This is a genomic window from Arthrobacter sp. BL-252-APC-1A, assembly GCF_009696625.1.
Taxonomy (GTDB): domain Bacteria; phylum Actinomycetota; class Actinomycetes; order Actinomycetales; family Micrococcaceae; genus Arthrobacter_B.
Window position 1 is genome coordinate 126,203 of the sequence record NZ_VULS01000007.1, and the last position, 20,863, is coordinate 147,065.

The 20,863-nt window shown below is 65.0% G+C and carries 15 protein-coding genes; 4 read left to right on the plus strand and 11 right to left on the minus strand.

The window, feature by feature from the left end; translation table 11 throughout:
• Nucleotides 1-28: 28 nt before the first annotated feature.
• Both FYJ28_RS12000 and trmB read right to left on the minus strand, forming a co-directional pair.
• Complete coding sequence (locus FYJ28_RS12000; RefSeq protein WP_154579435.1) at nt 29-1,033, minus strand: amidohydrolase; 1,005 nt, start codon at nt 1,031-1,033, stop codon at nt 29-31.
• Nucleotides 1,034-1,169: 136 nt separating this feature from the next.
• Entirely contained in the window at nt 1,170-2,024 is an 855-nt protein-coding gene (trmB, locus tag FYJ28_RS12005; RefSeq protein WP_154579436.1) for a tRNA (guanosine(46)-N7)-methyltransferase TrmB, read from the minus strand.
• A gap of 275 nt (nt 2,025-2,299) precedes the next feature.
• Here trmB and FYJ28_RS12010 point away from each other — a divergent pair, with 275 nt between their 5' ends.
• Nucleotides 2,300-3,895 (plus strand): DEAD/DEAH box helicase, encoded by a 1,596-nt coding sequence (locus FYJ28_RS12010; RefSeq protein WP_055239078.1) that lies wholly within the window; start codon nt 2,300-2,302, stop codon nt 3,893-3,895.
• A 49-nt stretch (nt 3,896-3,944) separates the two neighbouring features.
• Here FYJ28_RS12010 and FYJ28_RS12015 read toward each other — a convergent pair whose 3' ends face one another.
• The 3 genes from FYJ28_RS12015 to FYJ28_RS12025 are packed head-to-tail and all read right to left on the minus strand — an operon-like array spanning nt 3,945 to nt 5,229.
• A complete protein-coding gene (locus FYJ28_RS12015) occupies nt 3,945-4,142 on the minus strand; it encodes a DNA-binding protein (protein ID WP_055239079.1) in 198 nt (65 codons plus the stop codon).
• A 48-nt stretch (nt 4,143-4,190) separates the two neighbouring features.
• Complete coding sequence (locus FYJ28_RS12020; RefSeq protein WP_195840665.1) at nt 4,191-4,757, minus strand: HutD/Ves family protein; 567 nt, start codon at nt 4,755-4,757, stop codon at nt 4,191-4,193.
• A gap of 1 nt (nt 4,758) precedes the next feature.
• Nucleotides 4,759-5,229 (minus strand): pyridoxamine 5'-phosphate oxidase family protein, encoded by a 471-nt coding sequence (locus FYJ28_RS12025; protein ID WP_154579438.1) that lies wholly within the window; start codon nt 5,227-5,229, stop codon nt 4,759-4,761.
• Nucleotides 5,230-5,311: 82 nt separating this feature from the next.
• On the opposite strand from FYJ28_RS12025, the gene FYJ28_RS12030 reads away from it, so the two are divergent.
• Complete coding sequence (locus FYJ28_RS12030; RefSeq protein ID WP_082413302.1) at nt 5,312-5,764, plus strand: YccF domain-containing protein; 453 nt, start codon at nt 5,312-5,314, stop codon at nt 5,762-5,764.
• On the opposite strand, the gene FYJ28_RS12035 is transcribed toward FYJ28_RS12030, so the two are convergent.
• The 5 genes from FYJ28_RS12035 to betT form a co-directional block, all read right to left on the minus strand.
• Nucleotides 5,761-7,539, minus strand: a complete 1,779-nt coding sequence (locus FYJ28_RS12035) for a hypothetical protein (protein ID WP_154579439.1) — start codon at nt 7,537-7,539, stop codon at nt 5,761-5,763. The two genes, FYJ28_RS12030 and FYJ28_RS12035, sit on opposite strands and share 4 nt — an antisense overlap.
• Nucleotides 7,540-7,629: 90 nt before the next feature.
• Nucleotides 7,630-9,588, minus strand: a complete 1,959-nt coding sequence (locus FYJ28_RS12040) for a penicillin-binding transpeptidase domain-containing protein (RefSeq protein WP_154579440.1) — start codon at nt 9,586-9,588, stop codon at nt 7,630-7,632.
• Between the two features lie 75 nt (nt 9,589-9,663).
• Nucleotides 9,664-11,277: a GMC family oxidoreductase gene (locus tag FYJ28_RS12045; RefSeq protein WP_055239084.1), complete on the minus strand. Its 1,614-nt coding sequence runs from the start codon at nt 11,275-11,277 to the stop codon at nt 9,664-9,666.
• A gap of 5 nt (nt 11,278-11,282) precedes the next feature.
• Nucleotides 11,283-12,773, minus strand: coding sequence for an aldehyde dehydrogenase family protein (locus tag FYJ28_RS12050; RefSeq protein WP_154579441.1), 1,491 nt, complete (start codon nt 12,771-12,773; stop codon nt 11,283-11,285).
• Complete coding sequence (betT, locus tag FYJ28_RS12055) at nt 12,770-14,881, minus strand: choline BCCT transporter BetT (RefSeq protein WP_154579442.1); 2,112 nt, start codon at nt 14,879-14,881, stop codon at nt 12,770-12,772. The genes FYJ28_RS12050 and betT overlap by 4 nt, the downstream gene beginning before the upstream one ends.
• Before the next feature lie 322 nt (nt 14,882-15,203).
• Between betT and FYJ28_RS12060 the strand changes: the two genes are divergently transcribed.
• Entirely contained in the window at nt 15,204-15,806 is a 603-nt protein-coding gene (locus tag FYJ28_RS12060; RefSeq protein WP_154579443.1) for an SRPBCC domain-containing protein, read from the plus strand.
• Nucleotides 15,807-15,976: 170 nt separating this feature from the next.
• Nucleotides 15,977-18,601, plus strand: a complete 2,625-nt coding sequence (gene clpB / locus FYJ28_RS12065) for an ATP-dependent chaperone ClpB (RefSeq protein ID WP_055239088.1) — start codon at nt 15,977-15,979, stop codon at nt 18,599-18,601.
• 94 nt (nt 18,602-18,695) lie between these two features.
• On the opposite strand, the gene FYJ28_RS12070 is transcribed toward clpB, so the two are convergent.
• Nucleotides 18,696-20,675 carry a septum formation family protein gene (locus FYJ28_RS12070; protein WP_154579444.1) on the minus strand — a complete coding sequence of 660 codons (1,980 nt, stop codon included), beginning with the start codon at nt 20,673-20,675 and terminating at the stop codon, nt 18,696-18,698.
• Nucleotides 20,676-20,863 lie beyond the last annotated feature (188 nt).

A 20,863-nucleotide genomic window follows, 5' to 3' on the forward strand; every position in this document is an offset into this window, starting at 1 on the left:
AGAGGTAGGTGCGTTTACAGAACCTCGGCTAACCGGCCTCGACATACCGGCGGGTGACTTCCTCGTACCGGTCCAGGTCCTTCCAGAACGAATGGGTGCCGGTGCCGCAGGTGTCCGGTTCGTTCAGCCAGGCTGTCCCGGACTCAATGACGCCGTCCAGGAACATCTTGATGAGCTGCACCCGCCAGCCCCGGCCGCTGCGTCCGAGCTGGGAGATGATCTGCGCAACCCGCTCATCGCCGTCGCCCGGCTGATGCCACATGGCGATGTGCAGCTGAACCGTCAGGTCCCCCGCTTCTTCCATGTCGGCAAGCAGATCGAGGTGTTTGTCCCGGCCGTCCATGACGACTGCGGAGGTAATGCCCACACCATTCAGGGTCGAGAAAAGCGACTGGAGCCGCTGGATGTACTCGTCCTGCGGGATCGGGGGAACGGCGTCCAGGAGCAGCAGATAGGCAGGGATTTCCCGGAGTTCGCCGGTGGGCACTCCCTGCTCGTCCACGACCACCAGGCTGGCGTCGTCGAAGGTCTCCCGGCCGGTAATGCCGGCAGCAGCCAGCGCCGCGGGGTTGCCCAGGCCGGTGTGGAGGTCATAGAGGACCACAGCCAGCGGCCGGCCGCCGAGCACATCATCGAAGAGGTCGCCGCGAAGCGGCCCGTCGAAGGCATTGTGGTCAAGGTTCCAGCCGCACACCCAGGCATCCTCCGGAAGCCGGGCAGCTTCCTTGGCCAGAGCGTCCCGGATGCCCTCAAGGTCCAGGCCGTACAGGTCTATCCCGCGGGTCAGTTCGATGCCCCAGATCGGGTGCATGTGTGAGTCGATCAGGCCCGGCACCAGGGCTGCGCCGCCGGCGTCGATGACCCGGGTATCGGGGCCGGCGAGGGCAAGCACATCGGCGTCGCCGGCGACCGCTGTGATCTGGCCGCCGGTGACCGCCACTGCTGTGGAAGCGGGTCCGGATCCGGGGCGTTCGGGCGCAGCCGACTCCATGGTCCGGACCAGGGCGTTGTGGATGATGAGATCTGCCGTCATGGCAGAAACCTAGTCCGCCCATGTTTCGTTTAGATGTTTTTTTCAAACTATTTCGTCAGGTTTCCGTCGTTTGGCGCGCTGTAAACGACGAAACCCCGCACCAGCTGGCAGTGCGGGGTTCGGATTCGGGAGACGGTCAGAGTCGCCGGTACGTCAGGTCAAAGATGAGCCGTCCGGCCTGGTGCGCCTTGTTCTCAAAGCTGGTGAGGATACGGCCGTCGAAGCGCGGAGCCCAGCCGCCGCGGGTGTCGACGTCGTCGGAGGCTTCCTTGCCTTCCAGTCCCTGGGCGCGGACCTGGGTCAGCGGGCTTTCGGTGCCCGCGCGCTCGCCGGGGTGCAGGCTTTCGAACTGCGGGGATGCATCCAGCACTTCGCGCATCTGGACGGCGTAGTCGGACCAGTCAGTGGCAAGCCGCCAGAGCCCGCCCGGCACCAGGGCCCGGGCAGCAAGTTCGGCGAAGGAGTCCTTGACCATGCGGCGCTTGTGGTGGCGGGTCTTGTGCCACGGATCCGGGAAAAAGACCCAGAGCTCATCCACCGAACCCGCGGGAAGCATGGTGGTGAGGACCTCGGGAGCGTTCGCCTGGACCACCCGCACATTGGTCAGGTTCTTCTGGCCAATGCGCTGCAGGGTCTGGGCCAGCCCGGGAAGGTAGACCTCCACGGCCAGGAAGTTCTTCTCCGGGTTCTGCTCCGCCGCGTGGGTGATGGCTTCGCCGAGGCCGGAACCGATCTCGACGACGAGGGGAGCTTTGCGGCCAAAGGCGGCTTCGGCGTCGAACACGTAGTCCGGATCCACAGATGTGTCCGAATGAACACGCGGGACGTCGATGACGAAAACATCGGAGAGCTCGTCCCAGGCCTGCTGGCGCCGTCCCTGCAGGCGCGATCCCCTGCGGACAAAGGACACCGGGGCCCGGAAATGCACGGAATCAGGGCTCTCGGGCCCGTCGGCAGCATCGGAAACGGGCAGGGCTGGGTCAGTAGTCATTACTGTTAATGCTAACCGTGTGCCGGCACCGGACTGTGTCCGTCGTAAGCACCCCTAATTAGGTAACTGGGACCGATCCGGTAAACTGGGGGAAGTTGTTGCGACTGCCGCGCCTAAAAGCCGCGTGTGTAAGCAGCGCAACCTGCGTCGATGAACGCTTTCTTTTGTCCCGCCCGTTATCTCACGGGGCGGTGGACACTGTCTGACTTTTCTTCGGCGAACCCTCTGCGCCACACGGCATAGGGGGCCACTTACCGAAAGTTGCCTGTCTTTTCATGACCACTTTTGCTGCCCTTGGCGTACCCAAGGCACTTGTTTCAAACCTCTCCGCCCAGGGAATCGCAGAACCGTTCCCCATCCAGGTGGAAACCCTTCCCGACACCCTCAAGGGCCGGGATGTCCTGGGCCGCGGGCGCACCGGCTCCGGCAAGACCCTCGCCTTCTCCCTGCCGCTGGTCACCCGCCTGGCTGAAGCCGAGGCCGCTTACCGCCGCCGGCCGAACCGCCCGCTGGGCCTGGTGCTCGCGCCGACCCGTGAACTGGCTACCCAGATCAACAACGTCATCGAGCCGCTGGCCGCCGAGCTGGGCCTGAACACCACCGTGATCTACGGCGGCGTTTCCCAGCAGCGGCAGGAAAAGGCACTCGGCGCCGGCGTCGACATTGTCATCGCCTGCCCCGGCCGTCTCGAGGACCTGATGAAGCAGAAGGTCATCAGCCTGGAGTCCGTCGAGATCACCGTGCTGGACGAAGCCGACCACATGGCCGACCTCGGATTCCTTCCGGTTGTTCAGCGCCTGCTGGACCGCACCCCGGAAAAGGGCCAGCGCATGCTCTTCTCCGCCACCCTGGACAACGGTGTGGACAAGCTGGTCCGACGCTACCTCTCCAACCCGCTGACCCACTCCGTGGATGACCCGCAGGCAGCGGTCACCACCATGGAGCACCATGTGCTGCTGGTCCAGGACCAGACCGCCAAGAAGCTGCTGGTGAAGGAACTGGCTTCAGGCCAGGGCCGCCGCATTATGTTCATGCGCACCAAGCACCACGCCCGCAAGATGGCCAAGTACCTGACGGACAGCGGAATCCCCACCGTCGACCTGCACGGCAACCTGTCCCAGAACGCCCGTGACCGGAACCTGGCTGAGTTCGCCTCCGGCGACGTCCGCGTCCTGGTGGCCACCGACGTCGCCGCCCGCGGCGTCCACGTGAACGACGTCGAGCTGGTTGTCCACATCGATCCGCCTACGGAGCACAAGGCATACCTGCACCGCTCGGGACGTACGGCACGTGCCGGCTCCGACGGCACCGTTGTCACGGTGACCCTGCCCGAGCAGAAGGGCGAGGTGTCCAAGCTGATGAAGGCTGCGGGCGTCGACGTCTCGATCGAGAAGGTTTCCCACAACTCCCCTTCGATCGCCAAGCTTATTGGTGAGCGTGCGGCAGTCGTTGAGCCGCATGTCCGTGCAGCCCAGCTGGCAGCAAAGTCCCCCCAGCAGGGTGCAGGCCGCTCCACTGGAGCCAACGCCCAGCGCAAGCGCGCTGCCCGTTCCGGTGCCGGCACGCGTGCCGGTGGACGCGGCGGTGCAGGCGGCCGCGGACGCGTCTCCGCAGAACGCACTGCCTCAGCCGATGCTCCCCGCGCCCAGCGCAGCCCTGAAGGACGCCGCGGTTCAGCTGCGGCAGCCACCTCGCAGGGACGCAACCGCCGCCCCGCCACCGGCCAGCGCGCCGGTGACGTCGCAGCTGCGGGCACACACCGCTCCGGCGGTACCCGTTCGGCTGCTCCGGCAGGCAGCGGCCGCCCGGCACGCTCCGCCGGCCCCCGCCGCGCAACGGCACCCGCGTCGAACGAACGCCGCGGCCGCTAACTGACGCTACTGCAAAGGCCCCGCATCCAGTCCGGATGCGGGGCCTTTGTCATTCCTTGAGGCCAAGGCCGTACTCATTCAGGGCTGCCTCGATGATGTTCAGTGCCTTTGGCCCAACACCGTGCAGTTTGGCCAGGTCCTCCCGCGGAATGCCGGCCAGCTGGCGGAGCGTGGTGAAGCCCGCGGCTCCGAGGCCCCGGGAAGCGGGCGCCCCAATTCTCGGCAGCTCATTCAGTGAAGTGCTCATGTTCCGATGTTAGGGACCGGCGGACCGGCGGCACAGCCCCATCCCGGCCTAGTCCAGGGGATAAAAGCTGACGACGGCGGCAAAGCCGCGGCCGAGTACCGCGGGACTCTCTTCGCTGCCGGCGACGGTGTCCAGCAGGTCCAGATCTTCCGGGGCACCGCCGTCGAACGATGCCTTCGCGGAGCCCTGGAGCAGCACCAGGAACTGGTCCGGGCCCAGTGCCGGGGAGTTCTTCTTCGACAGTTCCACCACCATCACAGCGGCACCGAACCGGTCCCGTTCTGCGAATGTGTTCAGTACGGTGACTTCCCCGGTGGGCAGCGATGCCTGCACCGGGACGTCGCCTGGATACCGCAGCGGGCGGAGCCGCTCCATCGCATGCTCGGTGCCGTCCACGTTCAGGAGGAGCAGTTCACCCTCCACCGGTACGGTGATCCGGTCGGTGTTCTCGAACCGGGTGAAGGGACCGGACTTCTCGATTGTCGCGGCGGACAGCCGCCAACCAGGCGTTCCGGAATCCCCTGCAGGGCCGGACGTGAGGTCCTTGGAACGCCCTGAACCTGACCCCCAGGAACGGGAAGGGACGGCAGCGAAACGTATCAGATCAGCCCTCATGCTACTCGGCGAGCAGCTGGCGGCGGCGGGCAGCGAGTACATGGCGCCGGGCTTCGTTGGTGATCAGGAAGCGGCGGCCGGTGGTCTCGGCGGGCACAATCCGGATGAAGTGGTTCTTCTCCCCGGACTGCCACGGGAAAAGTTCAAGGTCTTGGGAGTCCAGGACGTCTTCGATGGACTCAAGCTGAGCTGCGTCGCCCTTCAGTACCACGCTCCAGGCGTAGCCCAGCCGGTCGTCGTAGCCGTCCACCTCAAAGGCAACTGGTGAATCGTCCAGCGCCGCAGACAGCTTGGTGCCCTTCGCGGTGCGGAAAATGATTGTTCCGTGATCCACGGCGAAGTTGATGGGAAAAATCTCCGGGCGTCCATCAACCACCACGGCCAGCCGCCCCACGGACGCCTGACGGATGTAGTCCCAGCAATCGCTGGATCCGAGTTCGACTGGTACCCCTGCATCTTTGGTTGGCGGCATGCACCCAGTCTAGGCATAACCTGTGCGGCGCCGGTACGCAGCACTCCGTGACTCCGCAGGCCAAATAGAGAACAATGAGCTCATGAAGGCAATCCTGAACGTCATCTGGCTCCTGTTCGGCGGCATCTGGCTGGCCCTCGGATACGTCGCAGCCGGCATCGTCTGCTGCATCCTGATCGTCACCATCCCGTTCGGCATCGCATCTTTCCGGATCGCATCGTACGCACTGTGGCCTTTTGGGCGGACTGTCGTAGACAGCGGACGGGGCACCGGTTTGTTCGCCACCCTGGGGAACGTCATCTGGATCATCTTTGCCGGTATCTGGATTGCCATCGGCCACGTGCTGACGGCCATCCCGATGTTCGTCAGCATCATCGGCATTCCGCTGGGCATCGCGAACCTGAAGATGATCCCAATTTCCCTGGCACCGCTGGGCAAGCGGATCGTACCGACGTCCGGCCCCGGACTGGTTCCGTACAACGCCGGTCCTCCGCCCGGGACCTACCCGTACGCGCCCTACGGGCGCCAGGCCTAAAGCCCGTCGAGAAAAGCCTGCAGCGCGGGAGCGGCCTGCTCCGGGTCGCTTCCATCGACTATAAGCGCGACGGCGATGTCTCCGCGCGCTGCCGTGATCCAGGCGTGAGGGCGCGGGGTGTCTCCGCCGGACACCGCCGTGCCCGCGAGCGCCAGCACGTCAGTGTCCGGCAGGACTTCTTCGGCAACTCCGCGCATCATGCTCTGAAGCGCCTTGGACTCGGCGGCCGTCAAGGGTTCAGGGGCGTCGGAAGCGTCGGGCAACGGCTCTTCGCCTGCCGTGGTTCCGCTGCCTGCCGGAGCATCGGCCGCGTTGAGGACCAAGGCGGGTTCTACCCGTTCGCCCCGGGCAATCGAGGCGGTGGCCACGGCCAGGGTGAAGGGGGAAACCACAGTGTTCCCCTCGTTAGCGGCGGCCTGCCGGGCCTCCCCGGTTGATTCCGGTTCCCCGGCAGCCGTACCTGAAAATGCCGGTGTGCCGAGATTCGGTTCAACGCCCAGTCCGAGGCTGCGGGCGGCGGCGTCGAGCTCCTGCTCGCTGCCGGCGGTCGCGGAGCCGGTGCCTCCCGGAGCGTTGCCGGAACGCAGGGCAGCCAGGCTGGCAGCCGGGGTGAACGCTGAGCCGAGGGAGAACTCTCCCAGCAGGGCAGTCTGGGCGCCCTTGCTGCGGGGTCCATTCGCCACTGCCAGGACGTTCCCGGTGGAAGGCTGGACGGCCACAAGCGCCGAGCCGGCGGACTGGTCTGACAGGGCCGCTTCGGCAAGGGCCTGGACGCCCGCATCAAGAGTCGTTTTCAGTGGAACACCCGGTACTGCCGCAGCTTCAAACAGCGGCTTGGACCGGTTCTTGTCGGCATTGGTGATGCGCACGGCCACAGCGTCGGCTCCGCGGAGCATTGAATCGTACTCAAGCTGCAGGCCGGAGACCCCGATCAGGTCCCCGGCGGCCAGCGGAATTCCTGCGTCCGCTGCCATTTCCGGAGTCGCTTCCCCAACAGCCCCCAGCAGGGCTGCCGCGAAGGTTGGGCTGGGTGCCAGGACCCGCCGCTCCGAAAGGGCAGCAGCGCCCGGGACGGTGGCGATGTCCTTCTCGAAGGCCGGAATGACTTTGTCCTGGCGCACCGTCACGGCTTCGATGAAGGCCTTCGGGCCGGCACCAAGGACCTCGGCCGTGTAGGCTGCCGGGTCCAGACCCAGGTACACAGCCAGATATCCGGCAGCGGAAGCGTACTCGTGTTCACCCAGCACGGACTTATCCAGCCCAACCCGCCACACCGGCCAGTGCCGCACCAGCACGTCGCCGCCGGCGCCGAGGATATCGGCGCGGGGCAGGGATGAAGATTCGCGGATCAGCCGCTGACCGGGCTGAAGATCGGGGTGCACGGTGGTGGACCGAAAGCGGGTTTCCCAGCCTGAATCAGGACCGCGTTCCAGGGTGACGGTGGTGTTATAGGTGTAGTCCTCCGGGGAGGCGTTGACGTCCCACACGTAGTGAAGGGTAGCCCTGGCCTCATTTCCAGAGACCTCCTCGATCCCCTCGACGGTCACCGAAGGTTCTATGTCCATTCCCGACACCAGATGCAGGAGCATTCCGTTTACCGCCTCCACCGTGGAGCCGGCGAATTCGTTCCCTGTCACGTCCAGCCGGGACAAACCGTCAGCCAGCGACTCGACGGCTTCTTCCGGTCCCGGGCGCTCTTCAGCGGAACATGCACTCAGCGGCAGGCCCACCAGCGAAACGGCGAGGACAATGGTGATCAGGCGGTTCTTCCCCATCCTCGAAGGCTATCGGCGGAGTCAGGAAATGGGGACAGAGGAAGCCCAAAAGCGCCTGCGTGCTGCAACGAATTGCGGCGCTGGACAGGACTAGCCGGCCAGGCCGTCGAGGAACTCCTTCATCACCGGACCGCCGGAGGTTGAACCCAGTTCGCCCTCTTCTATGAAGAGCGCGACGGCGAGGTCACCCTGGAGTGCCACGACCCAGGCGTGGGTGCGCGGCGGGGTGTCACTGCCGAACTCCGCGGTTCCGGTCTTGGCGAGCACTGGTTCTCCCGGTACGGACTGCAGCAGCTGCACGCCGCCTTCGGTAACCACGGAACGCATCATTTCCCGCAGGGCGGCTGCTTCCTCCGCGGTGAGCGGTGCGGAGTCAGTGTCCGTACCCGTTGGGGACGCAGAGGCTGAGGGCTCGGGTGAGTTCGTGGCAACCGGCTCACCGGTACCTTCCGCCGGAGCTTGAACAAGGACAGGGGAGACACGGCTGCCGTTCCCAATGGAAGCGGCGGCAACGGCGAGGGCGAACGGGGATACAAGAACCTCACCCTGCCCGATCATGGACGCCGCATGCAGTGTTCCGTCCGCAGAATCCGGTACGGACCCGAAGTAGGCACCTGTCCCGATTGGCGCCGGGACACCCAGGCCCAGGCTGCGGGCGGCTTCGGCCAGCCCCGCCTGGGAGACATCGCCGCGGGCATTGATAAAGGCGGTGTTGCAGGACTGGGAGAAGGCCTGGATCAGCGGGATCTCACCGAGGAACTGGGCCGGGTAGGTACTGGCGTTGTTGAAGTTCCGCCCGTCAACGTTGAGTTCTTCCGGACAGGACACCGTTGTCTGCGCTGTAGCCCCGGAGCGCAGCATTGCCAGCGTCGTAGCGAGTTTGAACGTGGAGCCGGGTGCGTACTGACCCAGCAGGGCAGTCTGCTGTCCCTGCGAGCCGGGCCCGTTGGCGACGGCCAGGACATTTCCCGTGGAGGGCTGAACGGCAACGAGTGCCGATGCGGATGGTTCGTCCTCAAGCACGGATTCGGCGAGTAACTGCATGCGTGTGTCCAAGGTGGTGCGGAGGTCGCCCTTCTTTCCCGGATCCTCGAACAGTGGCGCCGAGCGTGCATCTTCCGCGGTGGCGGTCCGGATGGTCACGGGATCGGAGCCGCGCAGTACGTCGTCGTATTCGCGCTGCAGGCCGGAGAGGCCGGTGATGTCCCCGGGCGAGAGTGCGCCGTCGGAGTTCTCGATTAGTTCTGCGGTGGCTTCCCCGGCGGAACCGAGCAGGGCGCGGGCGAAGGTGCGGGTCGGGGCCAGGGACAGGGTGGAGTTCAGGGCCGCGGCGCCGGGGATCTCAGCGACTTCGGCTTGGAATACCGGCGGCGGGCTGACGTCATCCTGGCGGAGGGTGATGGCCTCAACGAAAGCCTCGGGCCCGGCAGCCTGGACCTGGGCAGCGAAGGGCGCGGGGTCCAGCTCCAGGAATTCGGCCAGCGCCGTTGCCGAGCTGTCCAGCTGCTCCGCTTCGATCCGGGTCTTGTCTATCCCCACACGCCAGACGGGCCGCTCGGTGACGAGCACTTCGCCCCCGGCACCGAGGATATTTCCCCGCTGCTGCGGGCCGGTTTCCAGGAGGAGGTGATCTCCCGGAGCCAAATCAGGGTGGACAGCCGTGGACGTAAAACGGACCTGCCAGTCATCTTCGCCACCACGCTGCAGGGCCACGGTGGTTTCGTAGCTGTAGTCGTTCTCCGTGCTGTTGACGTCCCAGACGTAGCTGAGGGTGGCTACGGCTTCGTCGTCCGCCGTTTCTTCCACCGAGGTGACGCTGACAGCAGGCTTCAGCGGCTCCATGCCGGAGGTCCATTCCGCCAGGCGGGTATTGGCTTCTTCCGCTGTCGAGTCCAGGAAGGTGCTGTCCGAAACGTCCAGCTCAGCCAGGCCTTCAGCGAGGGTCTGTGCTGCCTCCTCGGGTGTGGGACCGCTGGCGGAGCAGGCGCTCAGCGACAGCCCCAGAACGGCGACGGACAGGACGGAAGCAAGCACGCGGTTTTTCCCCATCCGCACAGAATACCGGCGCAGCCAAAAAAGCGGACACAGGCGCCGGGCGCCCGTGTCCGCTTTTCGCGCCCGGTGTCAGACCGCGGCCGCACCGGCGGCCGCAGCGGAAACGGATCCGGCGCGGGCTTCGCGCACCAGCTCAGCGCAGCGCTCGCCGATCATCATCGTGGTGATGTTCGGGTTCACCGTGGTGAGCTCGGGCATAACGGATGCATCCGCCACGCGAAGCCCGGTGACGCCCTTGACCCGCAGCTGCGGATCCAGCGGCGACATCGCGTCGTCGGGGGCTCCCATCCGGACGCTGCCGGCCGGGTGGTACACCGTGTTGTGTGTTTTCTTGATGTACTCGGTGATCTGCTCGTCGGTCTGGACCTGGGGCCCCGGGTAGAGTTCGCGGCCTGCCCAACCGGCCATTGCCGGAGACGCAACGATTTCACGGGCCTTCTTGATGCCGTAGACCATCACGCGCATGTCGTGCGGATCGGTGAAGTAGCGCGGGTCCACCATCGGCTTGTCCCGGAAGTCCCGGCTGCGCAGCCGCACGGTGCCGCGGGAGCGGGCGTGCGTGACGTTCGGGGTCAGGCAGAAACCGTTCTCCGTGGTGGGGTAGCCCTGCCGAAGGGTGTGCATGTCGAACGGGACCGAGCCGTAGTGGAACATCAGGTCCGGCCGGTCCAGGCCCTCTTCGGTGGGGGTGAAAATCCCAATTTCCCACCACTGCGTGGACGTTTCGGTCATGGGCTGCTTCGCTTCCCACTGGATGACGCCCTCCGGGTGGTCCTGCAGGTTCTCGCCCACACCGGGGGAGTCCACACGGACTTCGATTCCGTGTTCGGCCAGATGGGCGGCGGGACCGATGCCGGACAGCATCAGCAGCTTCGGCGAGTCGATGGCCCCGGCAGAGACGATCACTTCCGTGCGGGCGGTGAGGGCGTGGGTGCGGGCGAACTGTCCGTCCACCACGTCCACGCCGGTGCAGCGGTTCGAGGCGTCGAACTTCAGTTCACGGGCGCGCAGGCCGGTGAGGAGGGTGAAATTCTCCCGTTCCATGATCGGGTGGATATAGGAAACGGACGACGACGAGCGGGTGCCGTCCGCACGCCGGTTGATCTGGAAGAAGTTGGCGCCGTTGATAACCGTTTCACCGGTATTGAACTTCGCCCGCGGGATGCCGGCCTGTTCGCAGGCATCGAGCAGGGCCACGCCGCACGGGTCGCGCGGCGGAACGTTCATCAGGTGCACGGGGCCGTCGGTGCCGTGGTGCGGGGCGTCCGGTCCGGCGTCCTCATTGGTCTCGAGCTTCCTGAAAAGCCGGAAAGCCATTTCCGAGTTCCAGCCTTCGGCGCCGAACCTGGTTTCCCACTCGTCGATGTCCTCCCGCGGCGCCCAGAAAGCGATGCAGGAGTTGTGGCTGGAGCAGCCGCCCATCACCTTGGCGCGGGCATGGCGCATAAAGGAGTTGCCGTTTTCCTGCGGTTCGATCGGGTAGTCCCAGTCGTACCCGGATTCGAGCAGCTCCATCCAGCGGTCCAGCTGGAGGATTTCCTCCAGCCCGCGGTCATCCGGGCCAGCCTCTACCAGGGCCACTTCAACGGAGGGGTCCTCGCTGAGCCTGGATGCGACGGCGGCACCGGCGGACCCGCCGCCAATGATGATGTAGTCGAACTCCGTCTTCTGCAGATCAGTCATGGTGCTTAGCTGACCTTTCCGTGGTCGGTAAACCAGCCGGTCACCTGGGGATTGATGTTCTGGTAGATGTGCTTGGCTTCCTGGTATTCGCCCAGTCCGGTGGGGCCGAGTTCCCTGCCGACGCCGGAAATGCCGAAGCCGCCCCATTCGGCCTGGGGGAGGTAGGGATGGAAGTCGTTGATCCAGATGGTGCCGTGGCGCAGGCGGCGGGCCACCCGCTGGGTCTTGCCTGCATCTGCAGACCAGACGGCTCCGGCCAGTCCATAGGCGGTGTCATTCGCGAGGGCAACGGCCTCATCCTCACCGTTGAAGGTCTCTACCGTGACCACCGGTCCGAAGGCTTCGTCCAGCAGGGCAGCGCTGCCGCGCTTGACGTTGTCCAGCACTGTCGGGGCGAAGTAGAAGCCCTTTTCCAGCTCGCCTGTTCCCCAGGTTCCGCCGCAACGGATCCGGGCGCCCTCTTCCTGGGCCTTCTGCACATAGGCAGTGACCTTGTCCCGGTGTGCTGCGGAGATCAGCGGTCCGGTCTCGGCGGTCTCGTCGAACGGGCCGCCCATGCGGATCTGTTCAGCGCGGCGCACCAGTTCGGACACAAAGCGTTCGGCGATCGGTTCTTCCACGATCAGCCGTGCCCCGGCCGAGCAGACCTGTCCCGAGTGGACAAAAGCTGCGTTCAGCGCGTTGTCCAGGGCGGCGTCGAAGTCCGCGTCCGCGAAGACAATGTTGGGATTCTTGCCGCCGAGTTCCAGCGCAACCTTTTTGACCGTGCCCGCCGCTGCGGCGGCAATCGTCTTGCCCGTGGCGACGCCGCCGGTGAAGGAAACAAGGTCCACATCGGGTGATTCCGCCAGCGGCGCACCCGCCACGGCACCGGCGCCGAGCACCAGGTTGGCCGTGCCGCGCGGCAGGCCCAGGTCCTCGAGGACCTTCATCATCAGGATGGACGTGGACGGCGTGAGCTCCGATGGCTTGAGCACAAAAGTGCAGCCGGCGGCCAGGGCCGGGGCGATCTTCCAGGCCGCCTGCAGCAGCGGGTAGTTCCAGGGGGCGATCAGCCCGCACACGCCAACCGGCTCGTACTCAATGCGGGAGACGACGTCGGGGTTCCCCGCATCCACGATCCGGCCGGCATTTTGGCCCGCGATCTTCCCGAAGTAGGTGAAGCACGCAGCGATGTCGTCCATGTCGATTTCGCTCTCGACCAGCCGCTTGCCGGTGTCCAGCGTCTCGGCCCGGGCGAAGTCGGCCTTGCGGGCCTTCAGCTCCGCGGCGACGCGGAGCAGGAAGTCACCGCGCTCGGGGGCAGGAACCGAAGCCCATTCCCCGCGGTCGAACGCGGACCGGGCTGCGGCAATGGCCTTCCGGGCGTCCTGCGCGGTGGCCTCGGAGACGACGGCGGCCAGCTCGCCGTCGGCCGGATTGCGAATCTCGCGGGTGCCGCCGTCGGATGCGGGTACCCACGCGCCGTCGATGAAAAGGGTTGCAGCCGTGCTCATACTTTCTCCTCCCCGCCGACGAAGTCGGCGTCCCAGTTGTCCTTGACAACCAGGTCTTCGGTGATTGCGGTGTTGCCGGGCACCCCGCGGTTGAGGTGCAGGAATTCCAGGTGGCGTTCGTAGTGGTCCAGGACGTCCGTGATCAGCTGGTCCTTGGTGTAGCCCATAACGTCATAGCCGTGGCTGCCTTCGAGGGAGAACACCTCCATGCGGTAGTACTTGGTCTCCGTGGAGGCGCTGCGCAGCGCATAGGACGGCGTCTCATACTGGACCGGGTAGACCTGGTACTTGAAGGGGCGTTCCTCGCCCAGCCCTACGGCGAGGTCAACACACGGGATGTGATTCGGGCCTGCCTCTCCCAGAGTCAGGGTAACGTCTGCGCCCCTGGCAGCGAGTTCGTCATGGACTTCCTGGAGCGCCGGTTGGGCGAGGGTTTCCACGAAGCGCGTGGCTTGCTTGGGGCCGGGGTAGGTCATTGCGCGGGTGAGCCGCTGGCGCCAGGACCGTCCGCCCCGGGGATCGCCGCCCCGGCCGGCGATCATGCCCGGAAGCGACGCACGGAAGCTCGCCGCGAGGGAGTTCTCCACCCTAAGCGCCTTGTACACGCCCAGCATGATGAACAGCAGCAGGATTGAAAGTGGAAGACCCATGATGATTGTGGCGTTCTGCAGCGTGGTCACTCCGCCAACCATCAGCATGGCAAGGGTCAGCAGTCCCGTGATCACGGCCCAGAAAACCCGCATCCATTTCGGGGCGTCGGAATCGGCGTCCTTGAGGTGGGAGGTGAAGTTTGCCATCACCAATGCCCCGGAGTCAGCTGAGGTGACGTAGAAGAGCAGGCCGGTGAACGTTGCGATCGCGGCTGTTGCAGGCACCCACGGGAACTGCTCCAGCAGGCCGTAGAAAGCGCGCTCCGGCTGGTTCATGGCGACTTCGCCGAAGGCGGCGTTGCCTCCCGTCACCAGTTCCAGTGCGCTGTTGCCGAAGATGGAGATCCACAGCAGGATGAAGGCGAAGGGCACAATCATGACGCCGAGGACGAACTGGCGGATGGTGCGCCCGCGGGAAATCCGGGCGAGGAACAGGCCAACGAACGGCGCCCACGCAATCCACCACGCCCAGAAGAACAAGGTCCATCCGGAGAGCCATTCGTCCGGACGGTCGTAGGCCATCGTGTCCATGGTCATGGACGGGAAGCGGCTAAGTACGTCGCCGATGTTCTGCACGATCCCGTCGAACAGGAAGCTTGTTTTCCCTGCGATGAGGATGAAAAGCATCAGGCCGAGTGCCAGGATGACGTTCAGTTCGGAGAGCCTGCGGATTCCCTTTTCGACGCCGGAGACCACGGAGACAGTCGCCATGATTACGGACAGCGCGATCAGCGCAATCTGCACGCTGAGGTTCTCCGGGACACCGAACATAAAGCTCAGCCCGTAGTTCAGCTGTACGACGCCGATGCCAAGTGAGGTGGCGATGCCAAAGATGGTGCCCAGCAGGGCAGCGATGTCCACGCCGTGTCCGAGCGGGCCGTCGATCTTTTTGCCGAAGATGGGGTAGAGCGCCGAACGGATGCTCAGGGGGAGGTTGTGGCGGTACGCGAAGTACCCGAGGGCCAGCCCCATGAGGGCATACAGCGCCCAGCCGGTGATCCCGTAGTGGAAGAGCGTCCAGACCAGTGCCTGCCGCGCTGCTTCCGCTGTGGAGCCGTCACCGGCTGGAGGCGCCAGGTACTGGGTGACCGGTTCGGAGACCGAGAAGAACATCAGGTCGATTCCGATGCCTGCCGCGAAGAGCATGGCTCCCCAGGTGAAGAGCCCGAACTGCGGTTTGGAGTGGTCGGGGCCAAGTTTGGTTTTGCCGATGCCGGAGAGGGCAATCACCAGGACGAAGATAACCACGAGTGTTACCACCAGGAAGTAGTACCAGCCCATGTTGGTGGAGACCCACCCCACCATCGCGCCGATGACCGCTTCAGCGGAATCGGCGGAGATCATTGCCCACAGCGCTATGGCAGTAATTCCCACGGCAGAGCCGGTGAAAACAGCCTTATTCATTCGCGTTTTCCCGGCCTCCGCGGGCGGGGCTTCTGTTTCTGCAGTCTTGGTCATGACGTCCTTCAAGGCGGCGTGGACAAAAAGTAAGGTCCCTTAGTCTTGACCTCGAGACTATCAAAAGAGCACGTGGGGGCCGATGCGGGGCGATGCGGGCCAGCCCCTGGCAGTCCACCACACCCCGGGAAGCGTGGTACTTACCGGGTCGAACCCGGCCGTTGGACCTGTCCTTGGCCTGTGCCATCCTGCTAATCTCCAAGAGGATGTGGAGATGTGCCATATCTCACAAACACCGGTTCCGGGAAACTCCGGCCGGACCGCTGGAACGATCCGGAAGGCTCCTTTGGGACCGTGATGACGGCAGACTGAAGGAGCGGAAATGTCCGAGTTGGACGCGTTGCTATCCGAAACCGAGCGGTCTTTCGGCCTCCGCCAAATCCAGGCGGGGCACGCCCTGATGCTTGTTATTGGCCGGGAACTGGGGCAGCCCATCGGGGAGGTCTGGAGTGTGTTGTCTGATCCCCAGCGGCTGGGTGCCTACTTTGCGGAGCCTCAGGGTGAACTCCGGCGCGGCGGGGAGTACGAGGTAGCGAATTTTGCCACCGGGACCATTCTGAGGTGTGACCCGCCGCGGTTGCTGACGGTGTCCTGGATTCCGTCGCACGGGAATCCCGGAGAGCTGGAGATCCACCTGACCGACGTGGACGGCACCACGAAACTGGAACTGCGCTATGCGTCGGTGCGCAAGAGGTTCGCGGTCATGGACCCGGACGTGGCCGCCTGGGCGGCAGGGCCAGGCTGGGAGGCCTTCCTTGATCGGTTGCAGACCTATCTTCAGGAAGGGACAGGCCACCCTGCTGCTACCGGCTGGCAGCAGATGGAGGAGGACGAACTGGAGCTCTATCAGGCCCGCAATGCTGAATGGGAGCGTGTTCGGGAGGAGTTCGAACGGCAGCACGCACCGCTGCCAGGGCCGGAATAACCGCACGTCAGAAGCCAATAGGCGCCTGTGGATAACTTTACAGGTGGGGTTGAGTGAAGTACACTCAAGTTAGTTGAGTACGGCCGGATAAGGCCAGTTTTGGGTAAGCAAAGACTGGCCGGTCCGCCGGGAGCTTGAACGGTTTATCAGAGCCTGAGAAGGAGCCCGCCGTGGAGACCAAATTCACCAACAAGAGCCAGGAAGCGCTCCAAGCTGCCGCCATGAACGCAACCACCGCCGGCAATCCCCAGATCGAGCCGGCCCACCTGCTGAAAGCCCTCATGGACCAGCGGCAGGGAGTGGCGGTGGCCCTGCTAAAGGCCGCCGGGGCCAACCCCGATGCTGTCAGTGCTGCGGCGAGCAACGCCATCCATGACCTGCCCTCGAGCTCCGGCTCCTCCGTTCAGCAGCCCCAGTTTTCCCGTCCGCTCCTGCAGGTAATCAACGCTGCCCAGCAGGAGGCCGCCCAGCTCGGGGACGCCTACGTATCCACTGAGCACCTGTTGCTGGCCCTGTCAGTGGATAACGGTCCGGCAGGCAAGGCCCTGCGGGACAATAATGCCGGCCACGATGCCCTGGCCAGCGCCCTTCCTAGTGTGCGAGGAGACCGTAAAGTGACCAATGCCGATCCGGAGAACACCCTTCAGGCGCTGGAGAAGTACAGCACCGACCTCACCGAGATGGCACGTGCCGGAAAGCTGGACCCGGTTATCGGCCGCGACTCGGAAATCCGCCGCGTGATCCAGGTGCTCAGCCGCCGCACCAAGAACAACCCCGTCCTGATCGGTGAACCCGGCGTTGGCAAGACCGCCGTCGTGGAAGGCCTGGCACAGCGGATCGTCGCAGGCGACGTGCCGGAGAGCCTTAGCGGCAAAACGCTGCTGTCCCTGGACCTTGGATCGATGGTTGCCGGCGCCAAGTACCGCGGTGAATTCGAAGAGCGGTTCAAGGCGGTCCTTGAAGAGATCTCCAATTCCGAGGGCCAGATCGTCACGTTCATTGATGAGCTGCACACCGTGGTTGGTGCCGGGGCCGCTGAAGGATCCATGGACGCCGGCAACATGCTCAAGCCCATGCTGGCCCGGGGCGAGCTTCGGCTCATTGGTGCCACAACACTGAACGAGTACCGCGAGAACATCGAAAAGGACGCCGCGCTGGAACGCCGGTTCCAGCAGGTGTTCGTTGGTGAACCCAGCGTGCCGGACACGATTGGCATTCTGCGCGGTTTGAAGGAACGCTACGAAGCCCACCATAAGGTGGCCATCGCAGACTCGGCCCTGGTTGCTGCAGCGAACCTTTCAAACCGCTATATCACGGGCCGCCAGCTGCCGGACAAGGCCATTGACCTCGTGGATGAGGCCGCGTCACGGCTGCGCATGGAGATCGACTCCGCCCCGGAGGAGATTGACGAGCTGCGCCGCGCCGTCGACCGCCTGACCATGGAAGAACTGGCCATCAGCGGTGAAACCGATGCCGCTTCGCTGGAACGCCTGGAGGTCCTGCGGGAGGACATGGCGAACAAGAAGGAACAGCTCGCCGCGCTCAATGCCCGCTGGGAAGCGGAGAAGGCCGGGCTTAACCGGGTGGGTGACATCAAGGCCCGCATCGATGAGCTTCGCTCGCTTGCAGAAAAGGCCCAGCGCGACGGCGACCTGACGGAAGCCTCGCGGATCCTCTACGGAGAGATCCCTGCCATGCAGAAGGAACTCGACGCGGCTCAGGAAGCTGAGGAGGACAAATACGGCGACGGCGCCCGGGAGCTGATGGTCTCCGAGGAAGTCACCGCAGACGACATCGCCGAGGTGGTGTCCTCATGGACCGGCATCCCCGCCGGCCGTATGCTGCAGGGCGAATCCCAGAAGCTGCTGGACATGGAAGCCGTGATCGGTTCCCGCCTGATCGGTCAAACCAAGGCAGTAACTGCGGTATCGGATGCCGTCCGCCGCTCCCGCGCCGGAGTCAGCGATCCCGACCGGCCAACCGGTTCCTTCCTCTTCCTCGGCCCCACCGGTGTTGGCAAGACGGAGCTGGCCAAGGCCCTGGCGGAATTCATCTTCGACGACGAACGCGCCATGGTCCGGCTGGATATGAGCGAATACGCGGAGAAGCACACCGTGTCCCGGCTGGTCGGTGCCCCTCCCGGGTACGTGGGTTATGAGGAAGGCGGCCAGCTCACGGAAGCAGTCCGCCGCCGCCCATACTCGGTGATCCTGCTGGATGAAGTGGAGAAGGCCCACCCGGACGTCTTCGACATCCTGCTGCAGGTGCTCGACGACGGCCGCCTCACCGACGGCCAGGGCCGGACGGTGGACTTCCGAAACGTGATCCTGATCCTGACCTCCAACCTTGGTTCCCAGTTCCTGGTGGATCCCGGCCTGACCGAGGACCAGAAACGCGACTCCGTGATGTCCATGGTCAATGCGAACTTCAAGCCGGAGTTCCTGAACCGGCTGGACGACGTAATCCTGTTTGACCCGCTGAATCTGGAGGAACTCTCCGAGATTGTGGACCTGCAGGTGAAGGCACTGGCGGCCCGCCTGCGGGACCGCAGGCTGACGCTGGACGTCACCGACGCTGCCCGGGAATGGCTGGCGCTCACCGGTTACGACCCGGCGTACGGTGCACGTCCGCTGCGGCGGCTGGTGCAGCGCGAGATTGGCGACAAGCTGGCCAAGGGCATCCTGGCCGGACGCATTTCCGACGGTGACACCGTGCTGGTTGACCGGCCGGAGGTCAGCAGTGACGAGCTGGCAGATCCCGGGCTGACCGTTCAGGCAGCGGCACCGGTCAGCTAGACCGCATTCGACCCGGAAAAGGGAGGCCCGCCGAAACGGGCCTCCCTTTTCTGTGGTTCTGTGGTTCTGCTGTTTTTCGGTGTTCGCGGGTGAGTTACGGCTGGACGATCAGGGACTCGGTCAGGTCCTCACCGGCTGCCACCACAAAACAGTCCACCCGCCGGTCACCAGCATTCCAGGAGTTCTGCGTCGGGACAGCGCGGTTCAGCTCGAGGTCAGTGTATTTGGATGCGGCGTCGGTGTAGATAACCGAAGAGCAGACTTCCTCTGCCTTTGCTGCAAGGCTGTCGGTGCCCGGGAAAGTATCCGATTCCGCGTAGGACTGGGTGGCCACGAGCTGGGCGTTGTGCGGGGTATCGCAGGTAACCACGGTTACTTCGGCGTTCACGCTCTGGAAGTCCTTAAGGCAGGCCCCGGCCTCCAGGTCAACCGGCGCCACCGAGTCTTCCAGCACCCCGGCTTCACGGTTGCTGTCAGCGATGATCGTTGCCAGCCAGATTCCCAGCAGCACCACAATGAGGATGGACCCCAGCAGGACCAGCATTCGTGTGGTCCGGCTCGCCCCCTTGCTCTGGGCAGCCTCCTCCGCCTCACGGGTACGGCGGGCGCGCCGCGAATCGGCGGGAACGGCGCTGGAACCGGACGGGTTCACCGTGTGAATCAGCCCGCTGTCTTCGGCGTCCTTTTTGGTCATGCTCAGGGAAGCAAAGGAGTCAGTAACAGGGCCTGCGACGTCGGTTTCGTCCTGCTTCAGTACGGAGGTCTGGATTTTGGGTCCAGCGGCCTGTCCGGCCTTGGCATCGGTTTTGCTCGCCGTTGGCTTTTCTTTGCCGGTACCTTCTGCGCCGACGGAACCTGGTGTGGCCTTGTCCTCAGCAGGGGCATCCGGCTTTTTGTCGATGGGCTTTCCGGAAACGGGTTCGCCGTCCTTTCCGGGGGCGGCTTCGCCGGTCTCTGTGTCGTCCGCAGCGGCATCGCCTGCAGCGGCTTCATCGCTCCCGTCACCGTCCGGTGCGCTGTCATCCGTTGGTTCATCGTGGGCTGCGTCATGCGTGGCTGCGCCGTCCGCGGCTGCTTCTGCCGCCGCCTCACCGCCGGCCAGCTCGGAATCTGCGTCTGAAACTTCAGCTGCCGCGTCATCCGTGGCTGCGCCGTCCTCCGCCGGATGCTCAACGGCTGTTCCATCGCCGTTGTTTCCGGTGTCCTCTTCGGCGTCGGCAGCCGGTTCCATGTCCGTGAGTTCGGAAGAGGGTTCCACAGCAACTTCGGTGCCTTCGGGGGCAGGCTCGGAGATGCCTGCCTGCTTGCCTGCTTCAGCGGCTTCCTCGGAAACGGCACGGACTTCAGCGGCGGTCTCAGGCAGGGAGGCTGCCTCAGCTGCCTCGGAGCTGATGGCTGGAGTCTCCAGGGACGGCTCAGCCAGATGCACGTCCTCGGCCGGAATTACTTCCGGTTCCACCACCGCTGCTTCCGCGGTGTCCTCTGCTTCGAAGGCTCCGTCCCAGATTTCCTCGTCACGGCTGCCTGTGGGGGAGAGCCAGGCGGGGGTCTCCGTGTGTGCGGCGAGATCGGGCAGCGGCGCAGGCTTTGCCGCCGCCGTGTCCTTGGAATCGGAGGGTTCAGCCTTTGAAGCGGGCTCCTGGGGCTGAGGCTTGGGCTCGTCTGCCGGTCCGGATGACTTTTTGGCGCCGGGTCCCAGACGGACGGCTGGGCGCTTGGACCCGCCCTTGGAGCCCAGAAGACCCTTGGCGACCAGTCCCTTCCCGCCGGTCGCGGGACGCTTCGCGCCGGCCACCTTGCGGGCGGCCTTGCCGGGCTTAGCCGGTTTGGCTGAACCAGGCGCTTCGGAGGACGCGCCGGCTCCGGGATGCCCGTTTGAGGCTGGCTGCTGGGGTTTGACGACGGGGATGCTCCTTGTGGCGGGATTACTGCGGACCGGGGGTGCAGCTTTGGGCAGGGGCGGCTTGGCGCCGGAACCCTTGCGGGCAGCGCTGCTTCCATTAGGGGCGGCAGGGCGCGGGGACTTGCCGGCCAGGGCTGGTCCCTGCCGGGGTGTCCTCTTTTTATCGCTCATGGTGAACGCCTGTCCTCCCTGTCCAAGGCCGCAAAAGTGTCCTGCGGCATCTGTTCCCCCCTGACTTTAGCGAATATGCAGGTGGCGGCGCAGTACGCACCGTTAGGGCGGAGCGGCTAAAATGGGAAGTTGAGTGCGCCTGCGGGTCCTGAGGGGCACAACCATGCGGGAAAACATGTAACCTGTAG